Below are 20,244 nucleotides of genomic sequence, written 5' to 3'. Positions count from 1 at the left end.
CGGACGGAGGTCACGCAATGGCGCAATTCGGAATCATCGGACACAAGGGGCGCATGGGGCAGGCGCTGCTCAAGGCGGTTGCCGAAGCGGGGCACGAAGTCTCGGGCGGTGTCGACGAGGGCGAACAGCCCGGCCCGCTCGCCACGCGCTGCGAGGTGCTGGTCGATTTCTCGGCACCAGGAGCGCTCTCCGCCAATCTCGCGGCGGCGCGCGTCGCCGGCACGCCGATCGTGATCGGCACCACCGGACTTACCGACGAGCACCACCGCATGATCGACGATTCCGCCGCCTATCTGCCGATCCTGCAGACCGGCAACACCTCGCTCGGCGTGACGTTGCTGGCGCATCTTGTCCGCGATGCCGCGAGCCGCCTGGGGCCGGAGTGGGACATCGAGATCGTCGAAATGCATCACCGCATGAAGGTCGATGCCCCATCGGGCACCGCGCTTCTCCTGGGCGAAGCAGCCGCTGCCGGGCGCGGGGTCGACCTCGCGTCCAGCAAGGAAAGCGGGCGTGACGGCCAGACCGGCGCGCGGGCCGAGGGAGCGATCGGCTTCGCTTCGCTGCGCGGAGGTACGGTCGCGGGCGATCACAGCGTCATTTTCGCCGGCGACGAGGAGCGGATCACCCTCACCCACAATGCCGAGAACCGCATGATCTTCGCACGCGGCGCGGTGAAGGCAGCCGAATGGCTGATCGGCAAAGAGCCCGGCCGCTATAGGATGGAGCAGGTGCTGGGCCTGTGAAGGCCCTGGCTGCAGGGTGCGGGCTGGCGCTGGGAGTCCTCCTGGCCATCATCGGTTATTCGATCAGCCAAACGGCCGCGGTGCAGGATTATCGCGCCCCTCTGTGGGCAGGATTGGTGGCGACGGTTACTCTCCCGCTGCTCTATCCCATGCTGGTCAGACCGGTAGCGCCATGGCGTTTCGCCCTCGCCTGCACTGTCGTGATGATCCTGGGGATTGCTCTTGTGTGGATGCCGCTGGTCTGGTCTGTGCAGCTCCGCGAACAGGAAGGCGCCGCGGTCATGATTTGGACGGCGTTGTGGATTGTCGCGGCAGCACCTTTCATGCGCAGCGCCACCAAGCGATGACCGAAATCGCGGCTTGGCGGAAATCGAGGGAGTTGGGCGAAGACCATGATCGACGCATTGCTGCGGAGCGCTTCCGCAAGGGAGCTCGATAGTTTGCCGAAATGACGAAACGCTGATGACCAAGGACCAGATCTTCGAGTTTTTCCGCCGCCTGGCGGAGGATAATCCCGAACCGGAGACCGAGCTCGAATATGGCAATTGCTATCAGCTGGTGGTGGCGGTGGCGCTCAGTGCGCAGGCGACCGATGTCGGCGTGAACAAGGCGACACGCGCGCTGTTCGCCAAGGTCGAAACGCCCCAGCAAATGCTCAATCTGGGCGAGGATGGACTCAAGGAGCACATCAAGACGATCGGCCTGTTCAACTCCAAGGCGAAAAATGTCATCGCGCTCTCGCAGCTGCTGGTGGACGAATATGACGGGGAGGTGCCCGATACCCGCGACGATCTCGTCCGGCTTCCCGGCGTCGGTCGCAAGACTGCCAATGTCGTGCTCAATTGCTGGTTCCGCCAGGAAACCTTCGCGGTCGACACCCATATACTGCGGGTCGGCAATCGTACCGGCTTGGCCAAAGGCAAGACGCCCGAGCAGGTCGAGGCCAAGCTGGAAAAGCGCGTGCCGCAGCCGTTTCGCCTGCACGCCCATCACTGGCTGATCCTGCACGGTCGCTACATTTGCAAAGCCCGCACGCCCGAGTGCTGGCGCTGCCAGGTTGTCGACCTGTGCAGCTACAAGCAGAAGGTGCTCGAAAAGCCCAAACGTTGACGCAACTTGTAAATCCCGGCCGATGGGGTCACACTTGCCCGATAAGAGGGGGAGATGAGCTCATGCCAATCCGTCGAGTGATGACTATCGCGATTGCCTGCGGGGCTATCGTCATGCCGGCATCCGCATATGCTCAGGATGCTGCCGAGACGGCAGTGATCCTGTCCGGAACCAGCGGCCAGGCGAAGGCCAGCCGTTCGCTCGGCGATGCGGTCAGGGGCAGCATCAATTCCGCCAGCAGCGCGGTGCGAGCCTCGACCCAGCAGCGTCGATCCTCGAATTCCCGCGCACGGCGCAGCGGAGGCGGGGCGCCGGTCGTGATCGGCACCGGCGACGCGCTCGAGAATACCGACGCCAGTTCCTACACGCTGGGCAGCGGGGCGACGATCCGGGTGAGCGGCAGGCTCAACCCTTCGGCGACAACGCGTTGCAGCGAAAATTGCTCGACCCAGGCCGAACCCGAGGCGCCGCCGGAAGAATAATCCCTAGACGTCGTCCGCGCTGATCATCTCGGCGCGGTCGATCTCGTTGGTGAGCGCGGCCACCGTGGTAGCGACCGCTGCGTCCCCGCTGACATTGGTCGTGGTCCGCATCATGTCCATGATCCGGTCGACGCCCGCCACGAAAGCGATCGTTTCGAGCGGCACGCCCACTGCGCCGAATACCAGCGCCATCATGATCAGGCCGGCGCCAGGGATGCCCGCCGCCCCGACCGCGCCCAGCGTACCGAGGATCGAGATCAGGATGTAGTCGCCCATGTCGAGCTGAACGCCAAAGATCTGCGCCCCGAACAGCGTCGCCAGCCCGAGATACATCGCGGTACCGTTCATGTTGATCGTCGCGCCCAGCGAGATCACGAAACTGGCGACCGAATTGCTGATACCGAGGTTGCGCTCGGCAGCGCGCAGCGTCACCGGCAGGGTCGCGTTCGAACTCGCGGTGGAATAGCTGACCGCGATCGGATCGATAATACCGCGAAAGAACGCGATCACCGGCAGGCGCGCGATAAACTTGATCATGCCGGCGTAGATGATGCCGATAATCAGAAGGCATCCGAGGTAGTTGAGGAACACAAGCTTACCGAGCGCGCCCAGCGCATCGAGGCCGAGCGTTCCGGCGACCCACGCCATCAGCGCGAAGACGCCAAAGGGGGTCAGTTCCATCACGATCATCGTCACCTTCTGCATGATGATCGCGCCCGAATCGAAGATCTTGAGAACCGGCTCGCCATCCTCCTTCGCCATCAGGATGCCGATCCCGAGCAGCATCGAGAAGATGATCAGCGGCAGGACATTGACGTCCGCCATGACCTGGACCGGGCTTTGCGGCACCATGCCGAGCAGCATTTCGCGCCAGGTCGTCTCGTTCGGCTCCGGCACCGCACCCATTTCGATCATCGAGGTATCGACGCCCATTCCCGGTTGCACGAAGGTGCCCAGCGCCAGCCCGAGCCAGACCGCGATCTGGCCAGTGACGACGAACAGCAGGAGCGCGCGCCAGCCGACGCTGCCGAGCTTGCGCAGGTCGCCGATACTGGCGACCCCGGCGACCAGGCTGAAGAAGATCAGCGGGACGACCAGCATCTTGATGAAAGCGACAAAGATGTCGCCGATGATCTTGATGCTCTCTGCCTGCGGCCCCCACAGCCAGCCGGTCAGGACGCCCAGGACCAGCGCCGCGATCACGCGTTGCCACAGCGGTATTGCAAACCAGGCGCGCATCAGGCGACCCTCCCCTTTATTCTGCTGCCAGCGCCGCTTTTGCGATCGCGGTGTAGATACGACTTAGCGCATCAAGGTCCTCCAACGCCACAGCTTCGTCACGCTTGTGCATGGTGGCGTTGCACAGACCGAATTCGATCACCGGGCACACTGCCCGCAGGAAACGCGCGTCCGACGTGCCCCCGCTGGTGGAAGGCTCCGGATCCAGCCCGGTTTCCGCCTTCACCGCCGCCGCAATAATCTGCGAGAATTCGCCCGGCGGCGTGAGGAACGGCTCCCCGTAAATCACCTGCTTGGTCGTCCCCCCGTGCCGCTCGGCGATCTCGCGCACTTTTTCGCCGAGGCTCTCGCCCGTATGGCAGTCGTTGAAGCGGATCGAAACGCGCGCCCTGGCGCGGTGCGGAATGACGTTCGACGCAGGATTGCCGACTTCCATGTCGAGTATCTCGAGATTGCTGGCCTGGAACCAGTCGGTCCCCTCGTCGAGCACCAGCGCATCGAGCTCGGCCAGGATCTTCACCATCCGCGGGATCGGGTTGTCGGCCAGATGCGGATAGGCGACGTGGCCTTCCGTCCCTTCGACCTCGAGCCAGATGATCGTCGATCCGCGCCGCCCGATCTTCATCATGTCGCCCAGCCGATGGACGCTGGTCGGTTCGCCGACCAGACAGAGGTCTGGCTGGATATCGTTGTCGCGCATGAAGTCGATCAGCGCGCGCGTGCCATGCTTGGCGTGGCCTTCCTCGTCCCCGGTGATGATGAAGCTGACCGTCCCCGCATCCTGCGGTACATGCTCGGCCGCTGCGACCATGGCAGCGATGGCGCCCTTCATGTCGACCGCGCCGCGCCCATAGAGCAATTCGCCGCGCACTTCGGGAGCGAAAGGCGCGCTGGTCCACCCCTCTCCCGGGGGCACCACGTCGAGGTGCCCAGCGAAAGCGAAATGGCGCGAACCGGCCGGACCGTTGCGGATCGCGAAGAGGTTTTCTACGGCTTCCTCGTCGGTGCCGACCTCCCCGCTGCCGCGCTGGAAGCGGTGCACTGCGAAGCCAAGCGGGGCGAGCATCGCTTCCATCACGTCGAACACGAGCCCGGTGGCCGGGGTCACGCTGGGCGCCTCGATCAAACGATTGGCGAGCTCTGCGACTTGGTTCATAAATCGCCGACTAGCAGGAGTGTGCCCCGATGCCCAAGCTCGATCTTGACGCCATCCCCCAGACCAATGTGACCGGCTATCCGGCGCCCTTCGACGCCGAAGTCGAGGGCCGCTGGTACCGCCGGCTCGCCCCGCCGGCCGGGCTGACGAAGCTCGGCGCCAGCCACGTCGTGCTGAAGCCGGGTGCGTGGTCGAGCCAACGGCACTGGCATGCCGGGCAGGACGAGCTGGTCATCATGCTCGAAGGCGAGGCCGTGCTGGTCGAGGACGAAGGCGAGAGCACCGTCCGCCCGGGTGACGTGCTCGCCTGGCCCGCAGGCGAAAGCAATGGCCATCACCTGCAGAACCGCTCGGACCGCGATTGCGTTTTCGTGGCGATCAGCGGCGGCGAGCGGGACGAAGATCGCGGCGAGTATCCCGATATCGACATGGTGTTCGAACCCGATGGATACTTCCGCAAGGACGGCACGCCCTACCCGACCAGCCGGATCCCCTGACCGCGCTACTCGGCGGGTTCGACCTCGAACTGTTCGATCACCCAGTCCTCCTCCTCGGAGGCGGCGACCCATTCCTGCATCCAGTCGTGCTCCCAGATCGCCTCCATATAGGTCTGCGCGAAGCCGGGAACGCCGACGCCGTAGGTGACGAAGCGCGATACGACCGGAGCGTAAAAGATATCCGCCGCGCCGAAGGTGCCGAACAGGAACGGCCCGCCCTGGCCGAAACGCGCGCGGGCCTCCGCCCACAAGGTCAGGATTCGGACGATATCGTGCTTGGTCGCATCGGAAACCTGCTGCAGCGCGATCCGCTTGCGCACGTTCATTGGCAATTCGCGGCGCAGCGACATGAACCCGCTGTGCATTTCGGCAACCATCGCGCGGGCCATGCCGCGCGCGGAATCATCCTTGGGCCAGAAGCGATCACGGCCAACCTTGTCGGCGAGAAACTCCATGATCGCGAGACTGTCCCAAATGACTGTGTCGTCGTCCCACAGCACGGGCACCTTGCCCGAGGACGGCTGCACCTCGCCCATCTCGCGCTTGGTATCGGCCCAGCCCTCGCCATAGATCGGCACGGTCAGTTCCTCGAAATGCAGGCCTGATTGCTTTGCGGCGAGCCAGCCGCGCAGCGACCAGCTCGAGTAATTCTTGTTGCCGACAATCAGCTTCATATTTCGCGCGCTCCACCTTGCATCCGTCTTGCGACCTAGGCGTTCATCAATGCGCTGTCGAGGCTGAACGGATGGAACACATGGAACAGGGTCCAAATAGCGTTTCAGGAAGGCATCCGGGACCCGCTTTCCGGCGCGGGCATAAGCGCGAATTTGCTCGATGACGCGGCGGGCTTCTCCCGGTTCCATGTCACGCCTGTGCCCATCGCGCCGCGAGTAGGAAAATCTTTCGAGACTGCGGGCTGCGGTGTATGCGGGGCGCATGAGCCTGCGCCCGTTCCACCTCGCCTTCCCCGTCGACGATCTGGCCGCGGCGCGCGCCTTCTATGGCGGCGCGATGGGCTGTGCCGAGGGACGCAGCAGCGACGAGTGGATCGACTTCGACTTTTTCGGCCACCAGATCGTGGCGCATCTGGCACCGGGCGAGGCCGGAGATCGCGCCAGCAACCATGTCGACGGGCATGGCGTGCCGGTGCCGCACTTTGGCATCGTCCTGAAGCTCGAGGACTGGCAGGCGCTGGCTGACCGGTTGATCGCGGTCGGAACCGAATTCGTGATCGAACCTACCATCCGCTTCAAGGGCGATCCCTGCGAACAGGCGACGATGTTCTTCCGCGATCCGTCAGGCAATGCGCTGGAGTTCAAGGCATTTGCGGACGATGCGATGCTGTTCGCGAGCTAGCTTCGTTTTTACGAGCAAATGTCTGCTAGCGACCCAGTTGCGGACATTGGGAATGGTCCATAGTCTGGTGATATGACGCCGATCGAGAAGCTTCCCCCACCGTTCAAGCGCTTCAGGAAGAAGGGCGGCGTGCTGAAATTCGCTATCAGTCATAACTGCTCAGGCAACCACGAAGAAGTGTTGGCTGCAATCCGGCGTGTAATCCCACACCGCTACGATGTGGACCTAAAGATGATCGAAGGTTTCGGTTACCACAAGATAAGCGAGCGCAAGTTCTTTGGCGATTGGTATGACTATGATCGCGGGAACCTGGTGAAGAAGGGATGGCACACGAAGTCTGATGGCTCCACGCTGGTCGACCCACCATTGAAGCGGCTGGATGGCGTGAGGATTGTCTCTGGGGCGAGCGCCCACCCGGGACCAAACGATCAAGGCCAGTTCGCATATGCGTTCTGTTGTCCACCTTATCCGCTTGATGGGAGACCCAGCGAGACCCAGTCCCTCTTTGAGGAAATCCGCGACTACATTCTTCCGCCAGGTGAGTTGAGCCAAATTTACGATTGGGGTCATCCACAGCTACCGAAGGCATCGCAGTTTTTTGAAGCGGGCTCTGAATGGTGGGGGATGTTTCTCTGGAGCGTATACATCCCGTCCTTGCAAAAGCTGACTGTTATTGCCGGTTCAACGACGGACTGATTTTCCTGTCCGCTTTCCACCCACACTAGGGCGTAGCGCCTAGACCCAATCCGCGCCCAGCGCATCCTCCAGGATCGCCGCGCGTAGCTCTGCGATGCCCATGCCTTTCTCGGCACTGGTCACATGCAGCTCGGGGAAGGCGGCGACATGTTTCTTCGCCTCTTCGGCGACCTTGGCCACGGTCTTGTCGAGTTCCGATTTCTTGACCTTGTCCGCCTTGGTCAGGACGACGCGATAGACCACCGCCGCCTCGTCAAGCATCTTCATCATGTCGCGGTCGACATCCTTCAACCCGTGACGGCTGTCGACCAGCACCAGCGTGCGCGCCAGCACCTGCCGCCCGCGCAGGTAGCTCCTCACCAGTGCCTTCCACTTCTCGACCACCTTGGGCGGCGCCTTGGCAAAGCCGTAGCCGGGCATGTCGACCAGCCGCAGCCGCGTCGGTTCACCCACCTCGAAGAAGTTGAGTTCCTGCGTGCGGCCCGGCGTGACCGAAGCGCGGGCGATGTTCTTGCGCAGTGTCAGCGCGTTGAGCAACGAGCTCTTGCCGACGTTCGAGCGTCCGCAAAAGGCGATCTCGGGCACCTCCGGATCGGGCAGGAACTTGAGCTGGGGCGCGGACAGCAGGAAGTCGACGCGGCCCGAAAAGAGCTTCGCCGCTGCGTCCTCGCGGAAGGCCTTCAGCTTCTCTTCTTCGGGCGTCACGCCTCAGCCCTTGCTCTTCTTTTCGCGGGCCTTGTCGCGCGCGGCCACCATCTCCTGGTCGGCCTTCTGCTTCTCGGCGGCGGCCTTCAACTGCGGATGGCGCGAGTAGAGATAGCTCTGCTGCGCCAGCGTGAGGATGTTGGAGGTTACCCAGTAGAGCAGCAGGCCCGCCGCGAAGGGCGCCATGATGAACATCAGCACCCAGGGCATGAAGTTGAAGATCTGCTGCTGGACCGGGTCCATCGCGCTCGGATTGAGCTTGAAGGTGAGCCACATCGTCACGCCGAGCAGGGCCGCGAGGATACCGATGCCAAGGAAGCCCGGCGGGTCGAACGGCAGCAGGCCGAACAGGTTGAGGATCTTCGCCGGGTCGGGCGCGGAGAGGTCGTCGATCCACAGGTAGAACGGCTTGTGGCGCATTTCGATCGCCAGGATCAGCGCCTTGTAGAGCGCAAAGAAAATCGGGATCTGGATCAGCAGCGGAAGGCACCCGGCGAGCGGATTTACGCCCTCGTCCTTGTAGAGCTTCATCACCTCCTGCTGCTGCTTCTGCTTGTCGTCCTTGTAGCGTTCCTGGATCGCCTTCATCTTCGGCTGGACCGCCTTCATCGCGGCCATGCTGGCGAATTGCTTCTGCGCAATCGGGAACATCAGGCCGCGAATGATGATCGTCAGCAGGATGATCGCAACGCCGAAGTTGCCTGCGAAGTCGTAGAGCTGGCGCAGCAGCCAGACCATCGGCTTGACGAACCATTCGAACCAGCCCCAGTCGATCGCCTTGCCGAAATTCTCGATCCCGGCGTCGGCATACTGGTCGAGCACCACGCTTTCCTTGGCGCCCGCGAACAGGCGCGTCTCGCGGCTGACCCGCTGGCCGGCCGGAACGGTCTCGGGCGCGTAGATCAGGTCCGCACGGAAGAGGTTGTCGCCCAGCGAGCGGAAGCCCGGCGTCGCATCGATACCCTGCTGCGGGACCAGCGCGGAAAGCCAGTAGATGTCGCTGAAGCCGAGCCAGTCGGGGGCCCCGGCCTCCGGCGTGAAGCTGCCGCTCTCGACCAGGTCCTCGTAATCCGGCCCGTATTCGACGGTGTCGCCGAACGCTCCCATCGGGCCCGAATGCGCGTTGAAGGTGGAGGGGCTGGCATTGGCCGAACTGCGCGTGATCAGGCCATAGGGCTGCACCACGATCGGACCCGCGCCGGTATTGGCGACGGTCTGCGTCGCGGTGAGCATGAAGTTTTCGTCGATCGCGTAGCGGATGCGGAAGACCTGGCCTTCGCCATTGTCCCAGCTCAGCGTGACCGGCCGCGTCGCACTCAGCGTTTCGCCGTCGGCCTGCCATACGGTCTTGCCATCGGGCAGCGTGACGCCCTGGCCGATCCAGCCGAACTGCGCGAAGTGCTGGTCCGTCGTCCCCTGCGGCGCGAACAGCTGCACCGGGCGGCTGTCGTCCTTCACCGTCTGGCGGTGATCCTTGAGCTCGATATCGTCGATACGCGCGCCGACGAGATTGATCGAACCTTCGACCCGCGGCGCATCGATCCGCACGCGCTCTTCCGAAGCGAGCGCCTGGTCGAGATCGACCGGCACACCAATACCGGTGGCGCCGGCATCGATGCTACCCGGCGCAGCGATCGGTGCGGTTCCAGCGGCCGCGCCAGTGGCGGTCGGCGCAGCAGCGGTCTGCGTCTGCTCGGGCGCACCGGAAAGCGATGCCTCGGGATAGAAATACCGCATGGCCGTATCCCAGCCGAGGATCAGCAGGAAGGAGAGCGCCACGGCGAGCAGGAGATTGCGCTGATTGTCCAAGATTCGTCTCTTAAAAACTCGAATGTGGGGAGGTGTATTACATAGTCAAGACAGTTGGTGCCCGGTCAGGGCACCGGATCGTGACCATGCCCTCCCCAGGGATGGCAGCGCATTAGCCGCTTGAACGCCAACCATCCACCCTTGATTGCGCCATATTTCCCCAGCGCCTCGATCGCATATTGCGAGCATGACGGGGCATAGCGGCAACTGGGCGGGAGGATGCGGCTCGGGCCCCATTGCCACAGGCGGGCGATGAAGATGAGAATATGCTTCATCGGGTCCGTGCCTGGTTCGGTTTTCCGCCATCGCCCTTGCGAGGCCGCCGGCGCGGCGGATCGCCCTTGCCTTCGGCGGCACGGGCCAGGGCTTCGTCGAGTTCCTGCGCCAACTTGGCAAAATCGCGCTCGATCCCGCGGTCGCGGCCAATCAGCACGTGATCGTGGTCGGGCAGGCCGTGTTCCGGCAGCGCGGCGCGCAGCAATTCGCGAAAACGGCGTTTCATCCGGTTGCGGACCACGGCGTTGCCGACCTTCTTCGTCACCGTGATGCCGTAGCGCATGCCCTTTCCGTCGTTCGGGTGCGCCAAAAGCACGAAACCGGGACGCGCTACTCGCAAGCCCCGGTTTGCAGCAATGAAATCCGCGCGGCGACGTATCACCGCGATTGATTGAATGTCAGTCGATGCGCTTACGCACAAAGGTTCTTGCGACCACGCCGACGGCGAGCGCGCAGGACCTTGCGACCACCCGGAGTCGCCTTGCGGGCGAAGAAACCGTGACGGCGGGCACGCACGAGGTTGCTGGGTTGAAAAGTCCGCTTCATATCGTCCTCGAAATCTAGATAGTGCGCCGCGAACGAATCACCAGAGCACCAACAAAAAGGGCCGCCTGCAAAGGCGACCGCCTGTATGGCGCGTGCCGTTAAGGGAAGGCGCTGCCCAAGTCAAGCCGTGCGAGCTTGATCGGGGCCAATTCCGCGAGCGGCAATTCGGGCGCGCCGATCGCCAGCGGGCCGGTATCGGCAAGACTGACGTCGAGATAAGCGAGCCGGGGCGCGTCGAGCTTGATAGCGCGCGTTCTTTCAGGGGTGATCCAGCCGCGCATGTCCGCGGCGTCGAGCCACAGCGCCTGCACATGCGGAACCGAGTTGGTCATGTCGTAGAACGCCCGCGCCCGTTCCGGCGACATGCCCATGTCCTCGTAGAAATCGAGATAGAGGCGGTTCTCGGGAGCGTCCACGGCATAGTCACCCGGCTCGCGGCCGAAGTTGTCGCGCCAGCTGTGAACCGCGAATTGCGCGCCCTCGTCGATCGTGCGGCGCTCGCCAGCGAGGAACAGTTCCACCGCCCCCGAACGGACCGACCCGCCGTGCGGCACGTGGGTTGCGATGCCCGCCGCGCGGATCTTCCGGGCGAGCGCCAGATTGGCAATGTCGTCACGCGTTCCAGGCGCCTCGACCAGATCGATTCGGCTGATCCCGGGATGGTCGCGCAGCATTGCTTCGAACGCCGCCGGGCTGGCATGGTCGGTCGTATCGACCAGTTCCGCCCGCTCGCCATCGAGTACGCGGAACGGACCATAACGACCAAGGGCATGGTCGACTGCGAAGCGCGGCTGGTGGATCGGGGTTGCGAAACGTTCGAACCGGGTTGCGCCGCGATCGGCGGCCTGGACCGGCGCCGGCTCGTCGGCCACCCGCACCCATTGCTGGGTCGTCTCGTCCCATTCCTCGACCCAGCTTTCGACAGCGATTACACGGGCGGAATACTGGTTCTGGGACTGCGCAGCCGCCGGCATCGCCACGAAGTGGACAAGAGCCAATAGCAAGATGACAAGAGTGCGCATGACTCTCTCATGCGCCCCAGCCCCTTCCGAAAGGGCAAAGCGATATACTTAGGATTTGCTTGACGAGTACTTAGATTACCATCCGTAGCACCTCGACAAGTCCTTCTTAATTCGCCACAAATCGCCCAAGCCGCACGAAGCGGCATAGGGGGTTAAGAAGTGGTCGCGCTGGTCAAGACGGTGGCCTATCTCGGGCTGGAGGCGCGTGGCGTCGAGGTGCAATGCCAGGTCGTGGCCGGGCTGCCGCGCTTCACCATCGTCGGCCTGCCCGACAAGGCCGTGAGCGAAAGCCGCGAGCGGGTGCAGTCCGCGCTCGCCGCGATGGGGCTGGCGCTGCCGCCCAAGCGGATCACCATCAACCTCTCGCCTGCCGACCTGCCCAAGGACGGTTCGCATTACGATCTGCCGATTGCGCTGGCTTTGCTCGCAGCCATGGGCGTGACCGATGCCGAGCAGCTGACCGACTGGATCGCGGTGGGCGAACTGGCGCTCGACGGTCGGATCGTCGCCTCACCGGGCGTGTTGCTCGCCGCGCTGCACGCCAGCGAAGTCGAAGTGGGTCTGATCTGCCCAGCCGGACAGGGGTCGGAAGCGCGCTGGGCCAGCGGCGTGCCGGTGCTGGCGGCGCCCGATCTCGTCAGCCTGCTCAACCACCTCAAGGGCACGCAGCAATTGCCCGAGCCTCCGCGCGGCGAGGTCGAACTGCCGCCGCCCGTAGCGGATCTGAGGCAGGTCAAGGGGCAGGAAACCGCCAAGCGCGCGCTCGAGATCGCGGCGGCAGGTGGGCACAATCTCTTGATGGTGGGGCCACCCGGTGCGGGGAAGAGCCTGCTGGCAAGCTGCCTGCCGGGAATCCTGCCCGAACTGACCCCTCCCGAGGCGCTCGAGGTGTCGATGGTCGCCTCGGTCGCCGGAACGCTTGAGGGCGGCAAGATCAGCCGGGCGCGCCCGTTTCGCGCGCCGCACCATTCGGCCAGCATGGCCGCGCTGACCGGCGGCGGGCTTAAGGTACGCCCGGGCGAGGTCAGCCTCGCGCATCTGGGCGTGTTGTTCCTCGATGAATTGCCCGAATTCCAGCGCCCGGTGCTCGATTCGCTGCGCCAGCCGCTCGAAACCGGCAGTGTCGACGTTGCGCGCGCCAATGCCCATGTCACCTTCCCGGCGCGGGTCCAGTTGATCGCGGCGATGAACCCGTGCCGTTGCGGCCACTTGGGCGATCCCGCGCTCGCCTGCTCGCGCGCACCGCGCTGCGCGGCCGATTACCAGAGCAAGGTCTCCGGCCCGATGCTCGACCGCATCGACTTGCATGTCGAGGTGGATCCCGTAAGCGCCGCCGACCTCGCCTTGCCTCCACCCGCCGAAGGCAGCGCGGAAGTCGCCGCGCGCGTCGCCGCGGCTCGCGCGATCCAGACCGCCCGGGCGGAGAATACCGGCGCACGCAGCAATGCCGAACTCAACGGCCCGGCGCTGGAGCAATGGGCGACGCCCGACGAAGCGGGGCAGAAACTGCTGCTGCAGGCGGCCGAAGCGATGCGGCTATCGGCGCGCGGCTACACCAGGATGTTGCGGGTGGCGCGGACCATCGCCGATCTGGCGGGCGCCGAACGCGTCGGGCGCATCCACATTGCCGAGGCGCTGAGCTATCGGCGGCAGGCGCCGAGAGCCTGAACCGACCCCAAAGAACGCCGGCTTTCGCGATCCATCGGCAAATCATCAGCCCGCCATCGTCAAGGATCGGCGATCGCTCATGGCCTAAGGCGATCAAACCGTCTCTGCTGCAGGCGTCGGCCCTCGATCATGCCGGGGGTCACCTTTCGGGGAGAGAAACATGCCTATCTCGATTTCGCCGAGATTCTGTCTCGGCCTTGCAGCATCCTGTCTGCTGACAACGTCGACCGTCACCCTGGCAGCGCCCCCCTATGAAGAATGGGGCACGCCAATCAACGCCAACAACATGCCGGGGTCGGCGCCCGACGTGAATTCGGGCGCGATCGATGGCTGTGTCAGCCTGTCACGCGACGGACTCGAACTCTATCTCACTTCGTTCCGTGACGGCCTCGCCGACATCTATGTCGCCGCGCGTTCGGATACCTCGCAGGGATTCGGCAGCCCGCAGAAGCTGCCCGGAACGGTCAATACACCCGGAGCCAACGAAGCCTGCCCGACGATCATCGGGCGCAACACGCTCCATTTCCTCCGCAGCTCGCCGGGTGATCCCGGTAGCTTGTATGTGAGTCGACGTACCTCCGGCGATTGGCAGACCGCCGTCCCGTTCCTGCCGCAGTACAATACCAACGCGCTTGAAGAGAGCGTAGGCATCTTCGAGGACGAGGAGGGCCGCGAGGTCGTGATCTTCTCGCGGCGCAATAACGATGGATCGGGCGGCGAGATCCTCCAAAGCGTCGACGGCGGCGCACCCGTGCCCGTCGCGGGCGGCCCCAATGCCGCGGGGGCCAACAACCGTCCCTGGGTTTCGCGCAACGGGCTGGTGATCGCCTTCGATTCGACCAGGCCGGGCGGTGTCGGCGCGGTCGACATCTGGTTTGCGGAGCGCGACTCCACCAGCGAACCATTCGGGGAAGCGTACAACATCCCAGAGATCAACTCGCCGGCAATCGATTTGCGCCCGGCGATATCGTGGGACGGAACGCAGATGTTCTTTTCTTCCTGGCGCCCGGGGGCTGTCTATCCCGGAGCCGGTCCGCTGTTTCCCGACATCTGGTATGCCGAGAGGGAACGGAGGCGGGGGCCAAAGATGATCGAGTTCCCGTCGGGCGATTGATCCGGGCCAGGGCGATCATCGGGGTATGATCGCCCCGCGATCGGGCTCTGTGCAATCATGCAACTCTTTGAGATGTCGTGCGTTCGAGCGGAATGACACGACATCTCTTGCTGCTCGCCCCGCTCGCCCTGGCTGCATGTGCAACCACCGAACCCGTCGCCACATCGCCTGATTCCATCGTCGAGCGGGATGGCTCCGGCGCGATGGCACTGTTCCCGATTCTCGATCGCGAGGCGGGGCCAAAGGAAAACATCGTCTACTCGCCCGCGAGCGTCGACCAGGCATTCGGGCTCCTGCGCCTGGGTGCCGCGGGCAGCACGGCCGAGCAGCTCGACCGGGTCCTGCCCGCGCCGCGCAATGCCGACTACCTGCGGGTCGACAAGGACGACGTCGAGGTGCGGATCGCCAATGCGCTGTTCCTGTCCGACGCATTTCGCTTCCGCCAGAGCTTCGTCAGCTCGGCGAAGTCACGCTACGACGCGACCACTCAAGCGGTGGACTTTCTCACTCCTGCCCCGACCGCCAAGACGATCAACGACTGGGCCGAAAAAGCGACCGAAGGGCTGATCCCGCAAGTAATCACCCCCGGATCGATTACGCCCGACATGGTCGCCGTGCTGGCGAACGCGCTCTATTTCGATGGCAGATGGGAAACCAAGTTGACCCACGGTGATATCCGGGCGTTCCTGTTCGGCGATGGATCGGAGAAACCCTTCCGCTTCGTGGGAAAGGTCCTGTCGCTGAACAAGGTCGAGGCAGATGGCTGGTCGGCTGTCCGTATTCCCTACGCCAACGATCGCTACACGATGGACGTGATCATCCCGGAAAAACGACGGGTCATGGCGGAAGCGCCGTCGCCCGAGATGATCGAGGAACTCGGCGCGAAGCTTGCCGGTGAGAAGCATCAGCTCGTCGATCTGCTGATCCCGCAATTCGAAGTCGACTATTCGACCGGGCTCATCCCAGCCCTCCAGGCTCTGGGAGTGACCGCACCTTTCGAAAAGGGTGTGGCCGACCTGTCGCCGATGGCGGAGCCAGGCCAAGCGCCGCTGGTGGTTAGCGATGCCCGCCACGTGACCAAGCTGCAGGTGTTCGACGCGGGAACCAGGGCGGCGGCAGTGACGACGATCAGCATTGTCGTGACATCCGGTGCAATCTACGAGAAGGAGCCGGTCCCGTTCATCGCCGACCGGCCATTCGTGATCGTGATTCGCGATCTGGAAGCGCGCGAGGTGCTGTTCGTTGGCCGGATCGCCAGTCCTGAAGCGTTCGAACCTGAAGTGATCGAATAGGCACCCCGGTCGAGGGCGCTCAAGGCAGGCAGGCGGGCGGGTTACCGTCCGGCGGCCGCCTTCTTCGCGCGCGCCATGTCGATCACATCTCCGCGCCCCAGAACGCTGCCCGCTTTCGCGATGCTGCCGTCAGCTCGAACGCCGATATTCTCCGGCCGCACCAGCCATAGGTCCTGGTGGTTCAATATCCGGCCGTCATGGGCAAGGATCGACACTGGGCCGATCGGCAGGCGATCGAGCTCGTCCACCAGCACCGGATTCTCCTCGATCTCGGCGCCATACTTCTGCCCCCATTGGCGCAGCGCGAGCATGGCAGGGAGGAGGTCGAACCCTTTGTCGGTCAGGCGATATTCGATCTTGCGGCGATCGTCGGCGCAAGGTTCGCGCTTGAGGATCCCATGCTCGACCAGCTTGGCGAGTCGATTCGAAAGGATGTTCCGCGCGATACCCAGTTCGCTCAGAAATTCCTCGAAGTGATGCAGGCCGTTGAAGCTGGCGCGCAGGATCATGAACGACCAGCGTTCTCCCATAACTTCAAGCGCTTGCGGCAGACCGCACTCGATAAGTTCGCGCAGTGGTTCTCTGATATCGCCCATTTCAGTCCTTTCCCTGCAACCTATTTAGCGCGGGTTTTCGAGGGGGGCAAAAAAGTTTTGCACTTTTGGGTTGCTTTCTGAAACCTACTTGAATAGGTAGTGAATAGCAACTGGTTTCGATTCGAAACTTAGCGCTGCAAGACAATGCTGTGAAGGAATATCGTCATGACCCTCTCTCTCCCCCGCTCGAACCGGCTTGGCGTGCTCGCGCTTGCCGCGATCTACACCACGCTCACCCTGGGCGCAGTCACCTCTCCGGCTCCTGCACAGGCCGCATCGAACACGGTCTATTACACCGCCGAGCTGGCCCAGCCGACCAGCGAAAGCCGCGCCATTGCCTCGGGCATCGCCTGGTATTGCGAAGGCACCACCTGCAAGGCAGCCAAGGGCAATTCGCGCCCGCTGCGGATCTGCCGCGGCCTGGCGCGCGAACTCGGCGAAGTGACCAGCTTCACCGCCAAGGGTGAAGCCCTCGCGGAAGAACAGCTCGCCACCTGCAACGGCAAGTAATCCCCCACACCCTCGTCCTCTCCACCAGGGTGTCCCCGAAGGCCTCCGGCTGTCCCCAACCGCCGGAGGCCTTTTCGTTTCCTGTCAGGCCGGGATCAGCCCACGCCCCTTGAGGTCGCGTTCAAGTGCGCCGGCCTCGGTGAAGTGATGCACCTGCCAGCCCAGCGCCTCGGCCGCCGCGATATTGGCCGCGTTGTCGTCGATGAACAGCATGCTCTGGGCGCGGTGGCCGAAGCGCGCTTCGGCAAGATGGAAGATCGCCGGATCGGGCTTGGCGAGCTTCTCCTCCCCCGACACCACGATCTCCTGAAAGTGATCGAACAAGGGTTCGGTCGGCCGGAACATGGCCCAGAATTCGGCCCCGAAATTGGTGATCGCGTAGAGCGGCACGTCGTGGGACACGAGCCGTTCGATCAAGTCAGCGGTTCCCGGGACGCGGCCAGGAATGGTCTCGTTGAAGCGGGTCGCATAGACATCTATCAGGTGCGCATGCTTCGGGAATAGCGCCTTACGTTCGGGCACCATCTCGGCCAGCGGTCGCCCGGCATCGTGCTCGAAGTGCCATGCCTCCGTCACAACATTGGCGAGGAACCAGTCGAGCTCGGCCGCGTCATGGATCAGTTTCTCGAACAGGTGGCGCAGGTTCCACTGGACGATCACCCGCCCGACATCGAACACCACCGCTTCGATCTTCTGTGTCACGTTCCCAACTCCTCAAACAGCAACGGCCCGCACTCCGTTGGGAGGCGGGCCGGTAAGCTGCGCGACCGCCATAAGCGATCGGCCAACTGGCTCAAATCAGCCCTGGCGGGCCTTGAAGCGACGGTTGGTCTTGTTGATCACATAGGTGCGACCGCGGCGGCGAATGACGCGGCAATCGCGATGGCGGTTCTTCAGCGACTTGAGGCTGTTGCGGATCTTCATGTTATCTTCCTGAGAATAAAACAGGCACCGGAGGTAGTCTCCGATGCCGGAAATTCAAGCGGGGCGCATAGAGGCCGAATCGTGGAAGGTCAACCGTCGTAAGCGGTGTCGGCGGCCGAATTTCGCCTTGGTCGAGCCCGCGAACCTCCGTCATCGTAAAGAAATCGCAAGACTCCTTTTACAAAGAGCGGGGCCTTCAATCGCCTCCCGCGCGTTGAGTAAGAATATAGGCGCTTGCGCTCGGCAGGCGGCTCGACCAAAACGCGCCCCGGAGAGGACCCATGACACGCTTCGTTCTACCTATCGCCGCGGCGGCCTTGCTCGCCGGATGTGCAACCGCACCAGCGCCGGCCAGCCCGGTCGAAGTAACGCGGTTCCACAATCCCGCCGGCCTGAGCGTGATCGAGGGCGGCACCGTCTTTATCGAGAGCGCCCCTCGGGGCGGCGATAGCCTCGCCGCCTCGCCCTACAAGGCCGCAGTGGCACGCGAACTGTCGCGGCTTGGCTATCGCGAGACCAATCGCAGCGAGGCGACATTGATCGCGCAGGTCGAGGTCGATCGCTTCGCCATCGGCTCCGACGGTGAGCGTCGCGGCCCGGTGAGCGTCGGGGTCGGCGGATCGACCGGATCATACGGCTCGGGCGTGGGGGTAGGCGTGGGCATCAATCTGGGCGGTGGTCGCAGCCGCGAACGCGTCGGCACCGAACTGTCGGTCATGCTGCGCGATGCGAAGAGCAACCAGGCGGTATGGGAAGGCCGCGCGCAATTCTCGGTCGGTCCCGAGGCGGCGCAGGCCGAACCAGCTACCAATGCATCCATTATTGCCGAGGCCCTGTTCCGGGATTTCCCGGGCGGCAATGGCGAAACCGTAAGAACAAAGGTCAACTAAGTGAGCAATATCGTGATCGATGCCGCCTTCGACAGCGGCAATATCGAAGTGCTGGAAATCGCCGGAAACACGGCCAGGCTGGCGATCCGCAAGGACAAGCAGTCCGAATTCGCGCAATGGTTCCACTTCCGCGTTACCGGCGCGGCTGGCGCACCGGTCGAGCTGAAGATCGTCAACCTCAATAACTCTGCCTACCCGCAGGGCTGGCCGGGCTACACCGCCTGCGTTTCGGAAGACCGCGAGTACTGGGCGCGCACCGAAACCGCGTTCGACAAGGACGCGGCCGACGGCACGCTGACCATCAAGTACACGCCCGCAGGCAATATCGCCTGGTTCGCCTATTTCGCGCCCTATTCGATGGAGCGCCATCACGACCTCGTTTCCGAAGCGGCTGCCAGCGAAGGCGTCGAGTTGGTCCGTCTCGGCCAGTCGGTCGAAGGCCAGCCGATCGATTGCCTCGAAATGGGCGAAGGCCAGACGCGGGTCTGGCTGACCGGGCGCCAGCATCCGGGCGAAACGCAGGCCGAATGGTGGATGGAGGGCGCGCTCGAATGCCTGACCGATCTGGCCGATCCGGTCGGTCGCGCGCTGCGCCAGCGCTGCCGCCTCTATGTCGTTCCCAACTGCAACCCCGACGGTTCGTGCCGCGGCCACCTGCGCACCAATGCCGTGGGCGTGAACCTCAACCGCGAATGGGAAAGCCCCAGCGAAGAGAATTCGCCCGAAGTGCTGTGCATCCGCAACCGGATGGACGAAACCGGCGTCGACTTTGCGATGGACGTCCATGGCGACGAGGCCATTCCGGCGGTGTTCCTAGCCGGCTACGAAGGCATTCCCGACCTGACCGACGCGCAGCTCGCCGGGTTCAATGACTACGAGGCGATCCTCGACCGCCGTACGCCTGACTTCCAGACCAAGCTCGGCTATCCCAAGGCGGCACCGGGCAAGGCCAATATGACTATGGCGACCACGCAGATCGCGCATCGCTTCAAATGCACCGCGATGACGCTCGAGATGCCCTACAAGGATCTGGCCGACTTCCCCGAGCCCGAGCAGGGCTGGTCGCCCGAGCGGTGCAAGATGCTGGCACGCGACTGCCTGGCGGCGCTGGTCGAGTGGCTCGAAACGCGCGAGCAATAGCAGCGGGCCAGTCAATCGACGGTTCAGCGACCGCCGGATAGAAGGAGGCATGCGCAACCTTCTCGCTCTATCGTGTCTCGCCGCTGTGACCCTGGCTTCTCCGGCTCAGGCGACGGGCGGCTATATGTGCAAGACCGCCGACGGCAGCGAGGTCGCGATCGCGGTGGGGTTCGGGCACGTGCCGGGCGCTCCCCTGATCGGCGGGCATCTATGGGTGAAGGAGAAGAAGGTTTCTGTCACGACGCCACAGTGGTGGCTCGACCGCTCGGAGCTGCGGCTGGTGCTGACCGACGAGCAGGCGCTGGATACGCTCGCCACGGTGCGCGCCGAATGGAACGACCGCAACCACAGCTATGACGGCACGGTCGAGTGGCAGGGCAAGCAACGCTGGATCCGCTGCTACGAGAATTAGGGCGCGCAGCCGACCGATCCTTATTTCGAGATTTTTCGAATTGAGCTTGACAGCGCGC

Annotated in this window: 26 protein-coding genes; 14 read left to right on the top strand and 12 right to left on the bottom strand. The window is 63.8% G+C overall.

Annotation, left to right across the window (positions count from 1 at the left end; genetic code table 11):
- Positions 1 to 17: 17 nt before the first annotated feature.
- From dapB to P7228_RS08375, 4 genes are all read left to right on the top strand, one after another.
- Positions 18 to 746 carry a 4-hydroxy-tetrahydrodipicolinate reductase gene (gene dapB / locus P7228_RS08390; RefSeq protein ID WP_278014794.1) on the top strand — a complete coding sequence of 243 codons (729 nt, stop codon included), beginning with the start codon at positions 18 to 20 and terminating at the stop codon, positions 744 to 746.
- Positions 743 to 1,093 carry a hypothetical protein gene (locus tag P7228_RS08385; protein ID WP_278014793.1) on the top strand — a complete coding sequence of 117 codons (351 nt, stop codon included), beginning with the start codon at positions 743 to 745 and terminating at the stop codon, positions 1,091 to 1,093. Before dapB ends, P7228_RS08385 begins: the two co-directional genes overlap by 4 nt.
- 115 nt (positions 1,094 to 1,208) lie before the next feature.
- Positions 1,209 to 1,856 carry an endonuclease III gene (gene nth, locus P7228_RS08380; protein WP_278014792.1) on the top strand — a complete coding sequence of 216 codons (648 nt, stop codon included), beginning with the start codon at positions 1,209 to 1,211 and terminating at the stop codon, positions 1,854 to 1,856.
- Positions 1,857 to 1,918: 62 nt separating this feature from the next.
- Positions 1,919 to 2,338, top strand: a complete 420-nt coding sequence (locus P7228_RS08375; protein WP_278014791.1) for a hypothetical protein — start codon at positions 1,919 to 1,921, stop codon at positions 2,336 to 2,338.
- A 3-nt stretch (positions 2,339 to 2,341) separates the two neighbouring features.
- Here the strand turns inward: P7228_RS08375 and P7228_RS08370 are convergent, their stop codons facing one another.
- Positions 2,342 to 3,580, bottom strand: a complete 1,239-nt coding sequence (locus P7228_RS08370) for a dicarboxylate/amino acid:cation symporter (protein ID WP_278017733.1) — start codon at positions 3,578 to 3,580, stop codon at positions 2,342 to 2,344.
- Positions 3,581 to 3,593: 13 nt separating this feature from the next.
- Positions 3,594 to 4,733: a succinyl-diaminopimelate desuccinylase gene (gene dapE / locus P7228_RS08365; RefSeq protein WP_278014790.1), complete on the bottom strand. Its 1,140-nt coding sequence runs from the start codon at positions 4,731 to 4,733 to the stop codon at positions 3,594 to 3,596.
- A 29-nt stretch (positions 4,734 to 4,762) separates the two neighbouring features.
- On the opposite strand from dapE, the gene P7228_RS08360 reads away from it, so the two are divergent.
- Positions 4,763 to 5,230, top strand: coding sequence for a cupin domain-containing protein (locus P7228_RS08360; RefSeq protein ID WP_278014789.1), 468 nt, complete (start codon positions 4,763 to 4,765; stop codon positions 5,228 to 5,230).
- Between the two features lie 5 nt (positions 5,231 to 5,235).
- Here the strand turns inward: P7228_RS08360 and P7228_RS08355 are convergent, their stop codons facing one another.
- Positions 5,236 to 5,904 carry a glutathione S-transferase family protein gene (locus P7228_RS08355; protein WP_278014788.1) on the bottom strand — a complete coding sequence of 223 codons (669 nt, stop codon included), beginning with the start codon at positions 5,902 to 5,904 and terminating at the stop codon, positions 5,236 to 5,238.
- A gap of 262 nt (positions 5,905 to 6,166) precedes the next feature.
- On the opposite strand from P7228_RS08355, the gene P7228_RS08350 reads away from it, so the two are divergent.
- Both P7228_RS08350 and P7228_RS08345 read left to right on the top strand, forming a co-directional pair.
- Positions 6,167 to 6,586, top strand: a complete 420-nt coding sequence (locus P7228_RS08350) for a VOC family protein (protein ID WP_278014787.1) — start codon at positions 6,167 to 6,169, stop codon at positions 6,584 to 6,586.
- 72 nt (positions 6,587 to 6,658) lie between these two features.
- Positions 6,659 to 7,282 carry a hypothetical protein gene (locus tag P7228_RS08345; protein ID WP_278014786.1) on the top strand — a complete coding sequence of 208 codons (624 nt, stop codon included), beginning with the start codon at positions 6,659 to 6,661 and terminating at the stop codon, positions 7,280 to 7,282.
- A gap of 39 nt (positions 7,283 to 7,321) precedes the next feature.
- Here the strand turns inward: P7228_RS08345 and yihA are convergent, their stop codons facing one another.
- From yihA to P7228_RS08315, 6 genes are all read right to left on the bottom strand, one after another.
- Positions 7,322 to 7,987 (bottom strand): ribosome biogenesis GTP-binding protein YihA/YsxC, encoded by a 666-nt coding sequence (gene yihA, locus P7228_RS08340; RefSeq protein WP_278014785.1) that lies wholly within the window; start codon positions 7,985 to 7,987, stop codon positions 7,322 to 7,324.
- A gap of 3 nt (positions 7,988 to 7,990) precedes the next feature.
- Entirely contained in the window at positions 7,991 to 9,796 is a 1,806-nt protein-coding gene (gene yidC, locus P7228_RS08335) for a membrane protein insertase YidC (protein WP_278014784.1), read from the bottom strand.
- A 65-nt stretch (positions 9,797 to 9,861) separates the two neighbouring features.
- A complete protein-coding gene (yidD, locus tag P7228_RS08330) occupies positions 9,862 to 10,071 on the bottom strand; it encodes a membrane protein insertion efficiency factor YidD (RefSeq protein WP_278014783.1) in 210 nt (69 codons plus the stop codon).
- Positions 10,068 to 10,469 (bottom strand): ribonuclease P protein component, encoded by a 402-nt coding sequence (gene rnpA / locus P7228_RS08325; RefSeq protein WP_347402863.1) that lies wholly within the window; start codon positions 10,467 to 10,469, stop codon positions 10,068 to 10,070. Before rnpA ends, yidD begins: the two co-directional genes overlap by 4 nt.
- Before the next feature lie 14 nt (positions 10,470 to 10,483).
- Positions 10,484 to 10,618, bottom strand: a complete 135-nt coding sequence (rpmH, locus tag P7228_RS08320; protein ID WP_160674864.1) for a 50S ribosomal protein L34 — start codon at positions 10,616 to 10,618, stop codon at positions 10,484 to 10,486.
- Positions 10,619 to 10,716: 98 nt separating this feature from the next.
- On the bottom strand, positions 10,717 to 11,640 hold the full coding sequence (locus P7228_RS08315) for an alpha/beta hydrolase (RefSeq protein ID WP_278014782.1): 924 nt from the start codon (positions 11,638 to 11,640) through the stop codon (positions 10,717 to 10,719).
- Between the two features lie 159 nt (positions 11,641 to 11,799).
- Between P7228_RS08315 and P7228_RS08310 the strand changes: the two genes are divergently transcribed.
- The 3 genes from P7228_RS08310 to P7228_RS08300 all read left to right on the top strand — a co-directional run bounded on the left by P7228_RS08310 (position 11,800) and on the right by P7228_RS08300 (position 15,714).
- A complete protein-coding gene (locus P7228_RS08310) occupies positions 11,800 to 13,308 on the top strand; it encodes a YifB family Mg chelatase-like AAA ATPase (RefSeq protein ID WP_278014781.1) in 1,509 nt (502 codons plus the stop codon).
- A 160-nt stretch (positions 13,309 to 13,468) separates the two neighbouring features.
- Complete coding sequence (locus P7228_RS08305; protein ID WP_278014780.1) at positions 13,469 to 14,422, top strand: TolB-like translocation protein; 954 nt, start codon at positions 13,469 to 13,471, stop codon at positions 14,420 to 14,422.
- 92 nt (positions 14,423 to 14,514) lie between these two features.
- Positions 14,515 to 15,714 carry a serpin family protein gene (locus P7228_RS08300; RefSeq protein ID WP_278014779.1) on the top strand — a complete coding sequence of 400 codons (1,200 nt, stop codon included), beginning with the start codon at positions 14,515 to 14,517 and terminating at the stop codon, positions 15,712 to 15,714.
- 41 nt (positions 15,715 to 15,755) lie between these two features.
- Here the strand turns inward: P7228_RS08300 and P7228_RS08295 are convergent, their stop codons facing one another.
- On the bottom strand, positions 15,756 to 16,310 hold the full coding sequence (locus P7228_RS08295) for a winged helix-turn-helix transcriptional regulator (RefSeq protein ID WP_278014778.1): 555 nt from the start codon (positions 16,308 to 16,310) through the stop codon (positions 15,756 to 15,758).
- A 165-nt stretch (positions 16,311 to 16,475) separates the two neighbouring features.
- Here P7228_RS08295 and P7228_RS08290 point away from each other — a divergent pair, with 165 nt between their 5' ends.
- Entirely contained in the window at positions 16,476 to 16,820 is a 345-nt protein-coding gene (locus P7228_RS08290; RefSeq protein ID WP_278014777.1) for a DUF8200 family protein, read from the top strand.
- 84 nt (positions 16,821 to 16,904) lie between these two features.
- Here P7228_RS08290 and P7228_RS08285 read toward each other — a convergent pair whose 3' ends face one another.
- Both P7228_RS08285 and ykgO read right to left on the bottom strand, forming a co-directional pair.
- On the bottom strand, positions 16,905 to 17,522 hold the full coding sequence (locus P7228_RS08285) for an HAD-IA family hydrolase (RefSeq protein WP_278014776.1): 618 nt from the start codon (positions 17,520 to 17,522) through the stop codon (positions 16,905 to 16,907).
- Between the two features lie 96 nt (positions 17,523 to 17,618).
- Positions 17,619 to 17,744 carry a type B 50S ribosomal protein L36 gene (ykgO, locus tag P7228_RS08280; protein ID WP_007165381.1) on the bottom strand — a complete coding sequence of 42 codons (126 nt, stop codon included), beginning with the start codon at positions 17,742 to 17,744 and terminating at the stop codon, positions 17,619 to 17,621.
- Between the two features lie 281 nt (positions 17,745 to 18,025).
- Between ykgO and P7228_RS08275 the strand changes: the two genes are divergently transcribed.
- The 3 genes from P7228_RS08275 to P7228_RS08265 are packed head-to-tail and all read left to right on the top strand — an operon-like array spanning position 18,026 to position 20,186.
- Positions 18,026 to 18,634: a DUF4136 domain-containing protein gene (locus tag P7228_RS08275; RefSeq protein ID WP_278014775.1), complete on the top strand. Its 609-nt coding sequence runs from the start codon at positions 18,026 to 18,028 to the stop codon at positions 18,632 to 18,634.
- Positions 18,635 to 19,774 (top strand): M14 family metallopeptidase, encoded by a 1,140-nt coding sequence (locus tag P7228_RS08270; RefSeq protein ID WP_278014774.1) that lies wholly within the window; start codon positions 18,635 to 18,637, stop codon positions 19,772 to 19,774.
- 49 nt (positions 19,775 to 19,823) lie between these two features.
- Complete coding sequence (locus tag P7228_RS08265; protein WP_278014773.1) at positions 19,824 to 20,186, top strand: hypothetical protein; 363 nt, start codon at positions 19,824 to 19,826, stop codon at positions 20,184 to 20,186.
- The last annotated feature ends 58 nt before the right edge of the window (positions 20,187 to 20,244 follow it).

Origin of the sequence: Altererythrobacter sp. CAU 1644, assembly GCF_029623755.1 — a bacterium.
Taxonomy (GTDB): domain Bacteria; phylum Pseudomonadota; class Alphaproteobacteria; order Sphingomonadales; family Sphingomonadaceae; genus Erythrobacter; species Erythrobacter arenosus.
The sequence above is the reverse complement of the archived record's forward strand: the minus strand, read 5'-3'. Positions and strand labels throughout refer to the sequence as shown.

Bases quoted from the DNA above. Each gene is read 5' to 3' on its own strand.
- dapB (WP_278014794.1), top strand. From the start codon at position 18: ATGGCGCAATTCGGAATCATCGGACACAAGGGGCGCATGGGGCAGGCG.
- nth (WP_278014792.1), top strand. From the start codon at position 1,209: ATGACCAAGGACCAGATCTTCGAGTTTTTCCGCCGCCTGGCGGAGGAT.
- P7228_RS08375 (WP_278014791.1), top strand. From the start codon at position 1,919: ATGCCAATCCGTCGAGTGATGACTATCGCGATTGCCTGCGGGGCTATC.
- dapE (WP_278014790.1), bottom strand. From the start codon at position 4,733: ATGAACCAAGTCGCAGAGCTCGCCAATCGTTTGATCGAGGCGCCCAGC.
- P7228_RS08360 (WP_278014789.1), top strand. From the start codon at position 4,763: ATGCCCAAGCTCGATCTTGACGCCATCCCCCAGACCAATGTGACCGGC.
- P7228_RS08355 (WP_278014788.1), bottom strand. From the start codon at position 5,904: ATGAAGCTGATTGTCGGCAACAAGAATTACTCGAGCTGGTCGCTGCGC.
- P7228_RS08350 (WP_278014787.1), top strand. From the start codon at position 6,167: ATGAGCCTGCGCCCGTTCCACCTCGCCTTCCCCGTCGACGATCTGGCC.
- P7228_RS08345 (WP_278014786.1), top strand. From the start codon at position 6,659: ATGACGCCGATCGAGAAGCTTCCCCCACCGTTCAAGCGCTTCAGGAAG.
- yidD (WP_278014783.1), bottom strand. From the start codon at position 10,071: ATGAAGCATATTCTCATCTTCATCGCCCGCCTGTGGCAATGGGGCCCG.
- rpmH (WP_160674864.1), bottom strand. From the start codon at position 10,618: ATGAAGCGGACTTTTCAACCCAGCAACCTCGTGCGTGCCCGCCGTCAC.
- P7228_RS08315 (WP_278014782.1), bottom strand. From the start codon at position 11,640: ATGCGCACTCTTGTCATCTTGCTATTGGCTCTTGTCCACTTCGTGGCG.
- P7228_RS08305 (WP_278014780.1), top strand. From the start codon at position 13,469: ATGCCTATCTCGATTTCGCCGAGATTCTGTCTCGGCCTTGCAGCATCC.
- P7228_RS08300 (WP_278014779.1), top strand. From the start codon at position 14,515: ATGACACGACATCTCTTGCTGCTCGCCCCGCTCGCCCTGGCTGCATGT.
- P7228_RS08295 (WP_278014778.1), bottom strand. From the start codon at position 16,310: ATGGGCGATATCAGAGAACCACTGCGCGAACTTATCGAGTGCGGTCTG.
- P7228_RS08290 (WP_278014777.1), top strand. From the start codon at position 16,476: ATGACCCTCTCTCTCCCCCGCTCGAACCGGCTTGGCGTGCTCGCGCTT.
- ykgO (WP_007165381.1), bottom strand. From the start codon at position 17,744: ATGAAGATCCGCAACAGCCTCAAGTCGCTGAAGAACCGCCATCGCGAT.
- P7228_RS08275 (WP_278014775.1), top strand. From the start codon at position 18,026: ATGACACGCTTCGTTCTACCTATCGCCGCGGCGGCCTTGCTCGCCGGA.
- P7228_RS08265 (WP_278014773.1), top strand. From the start codon at position 19,824: ATGCGCAACCTTCTCGCTCTATCGTGTCTCGCCGCTGTGACCCTGGCT.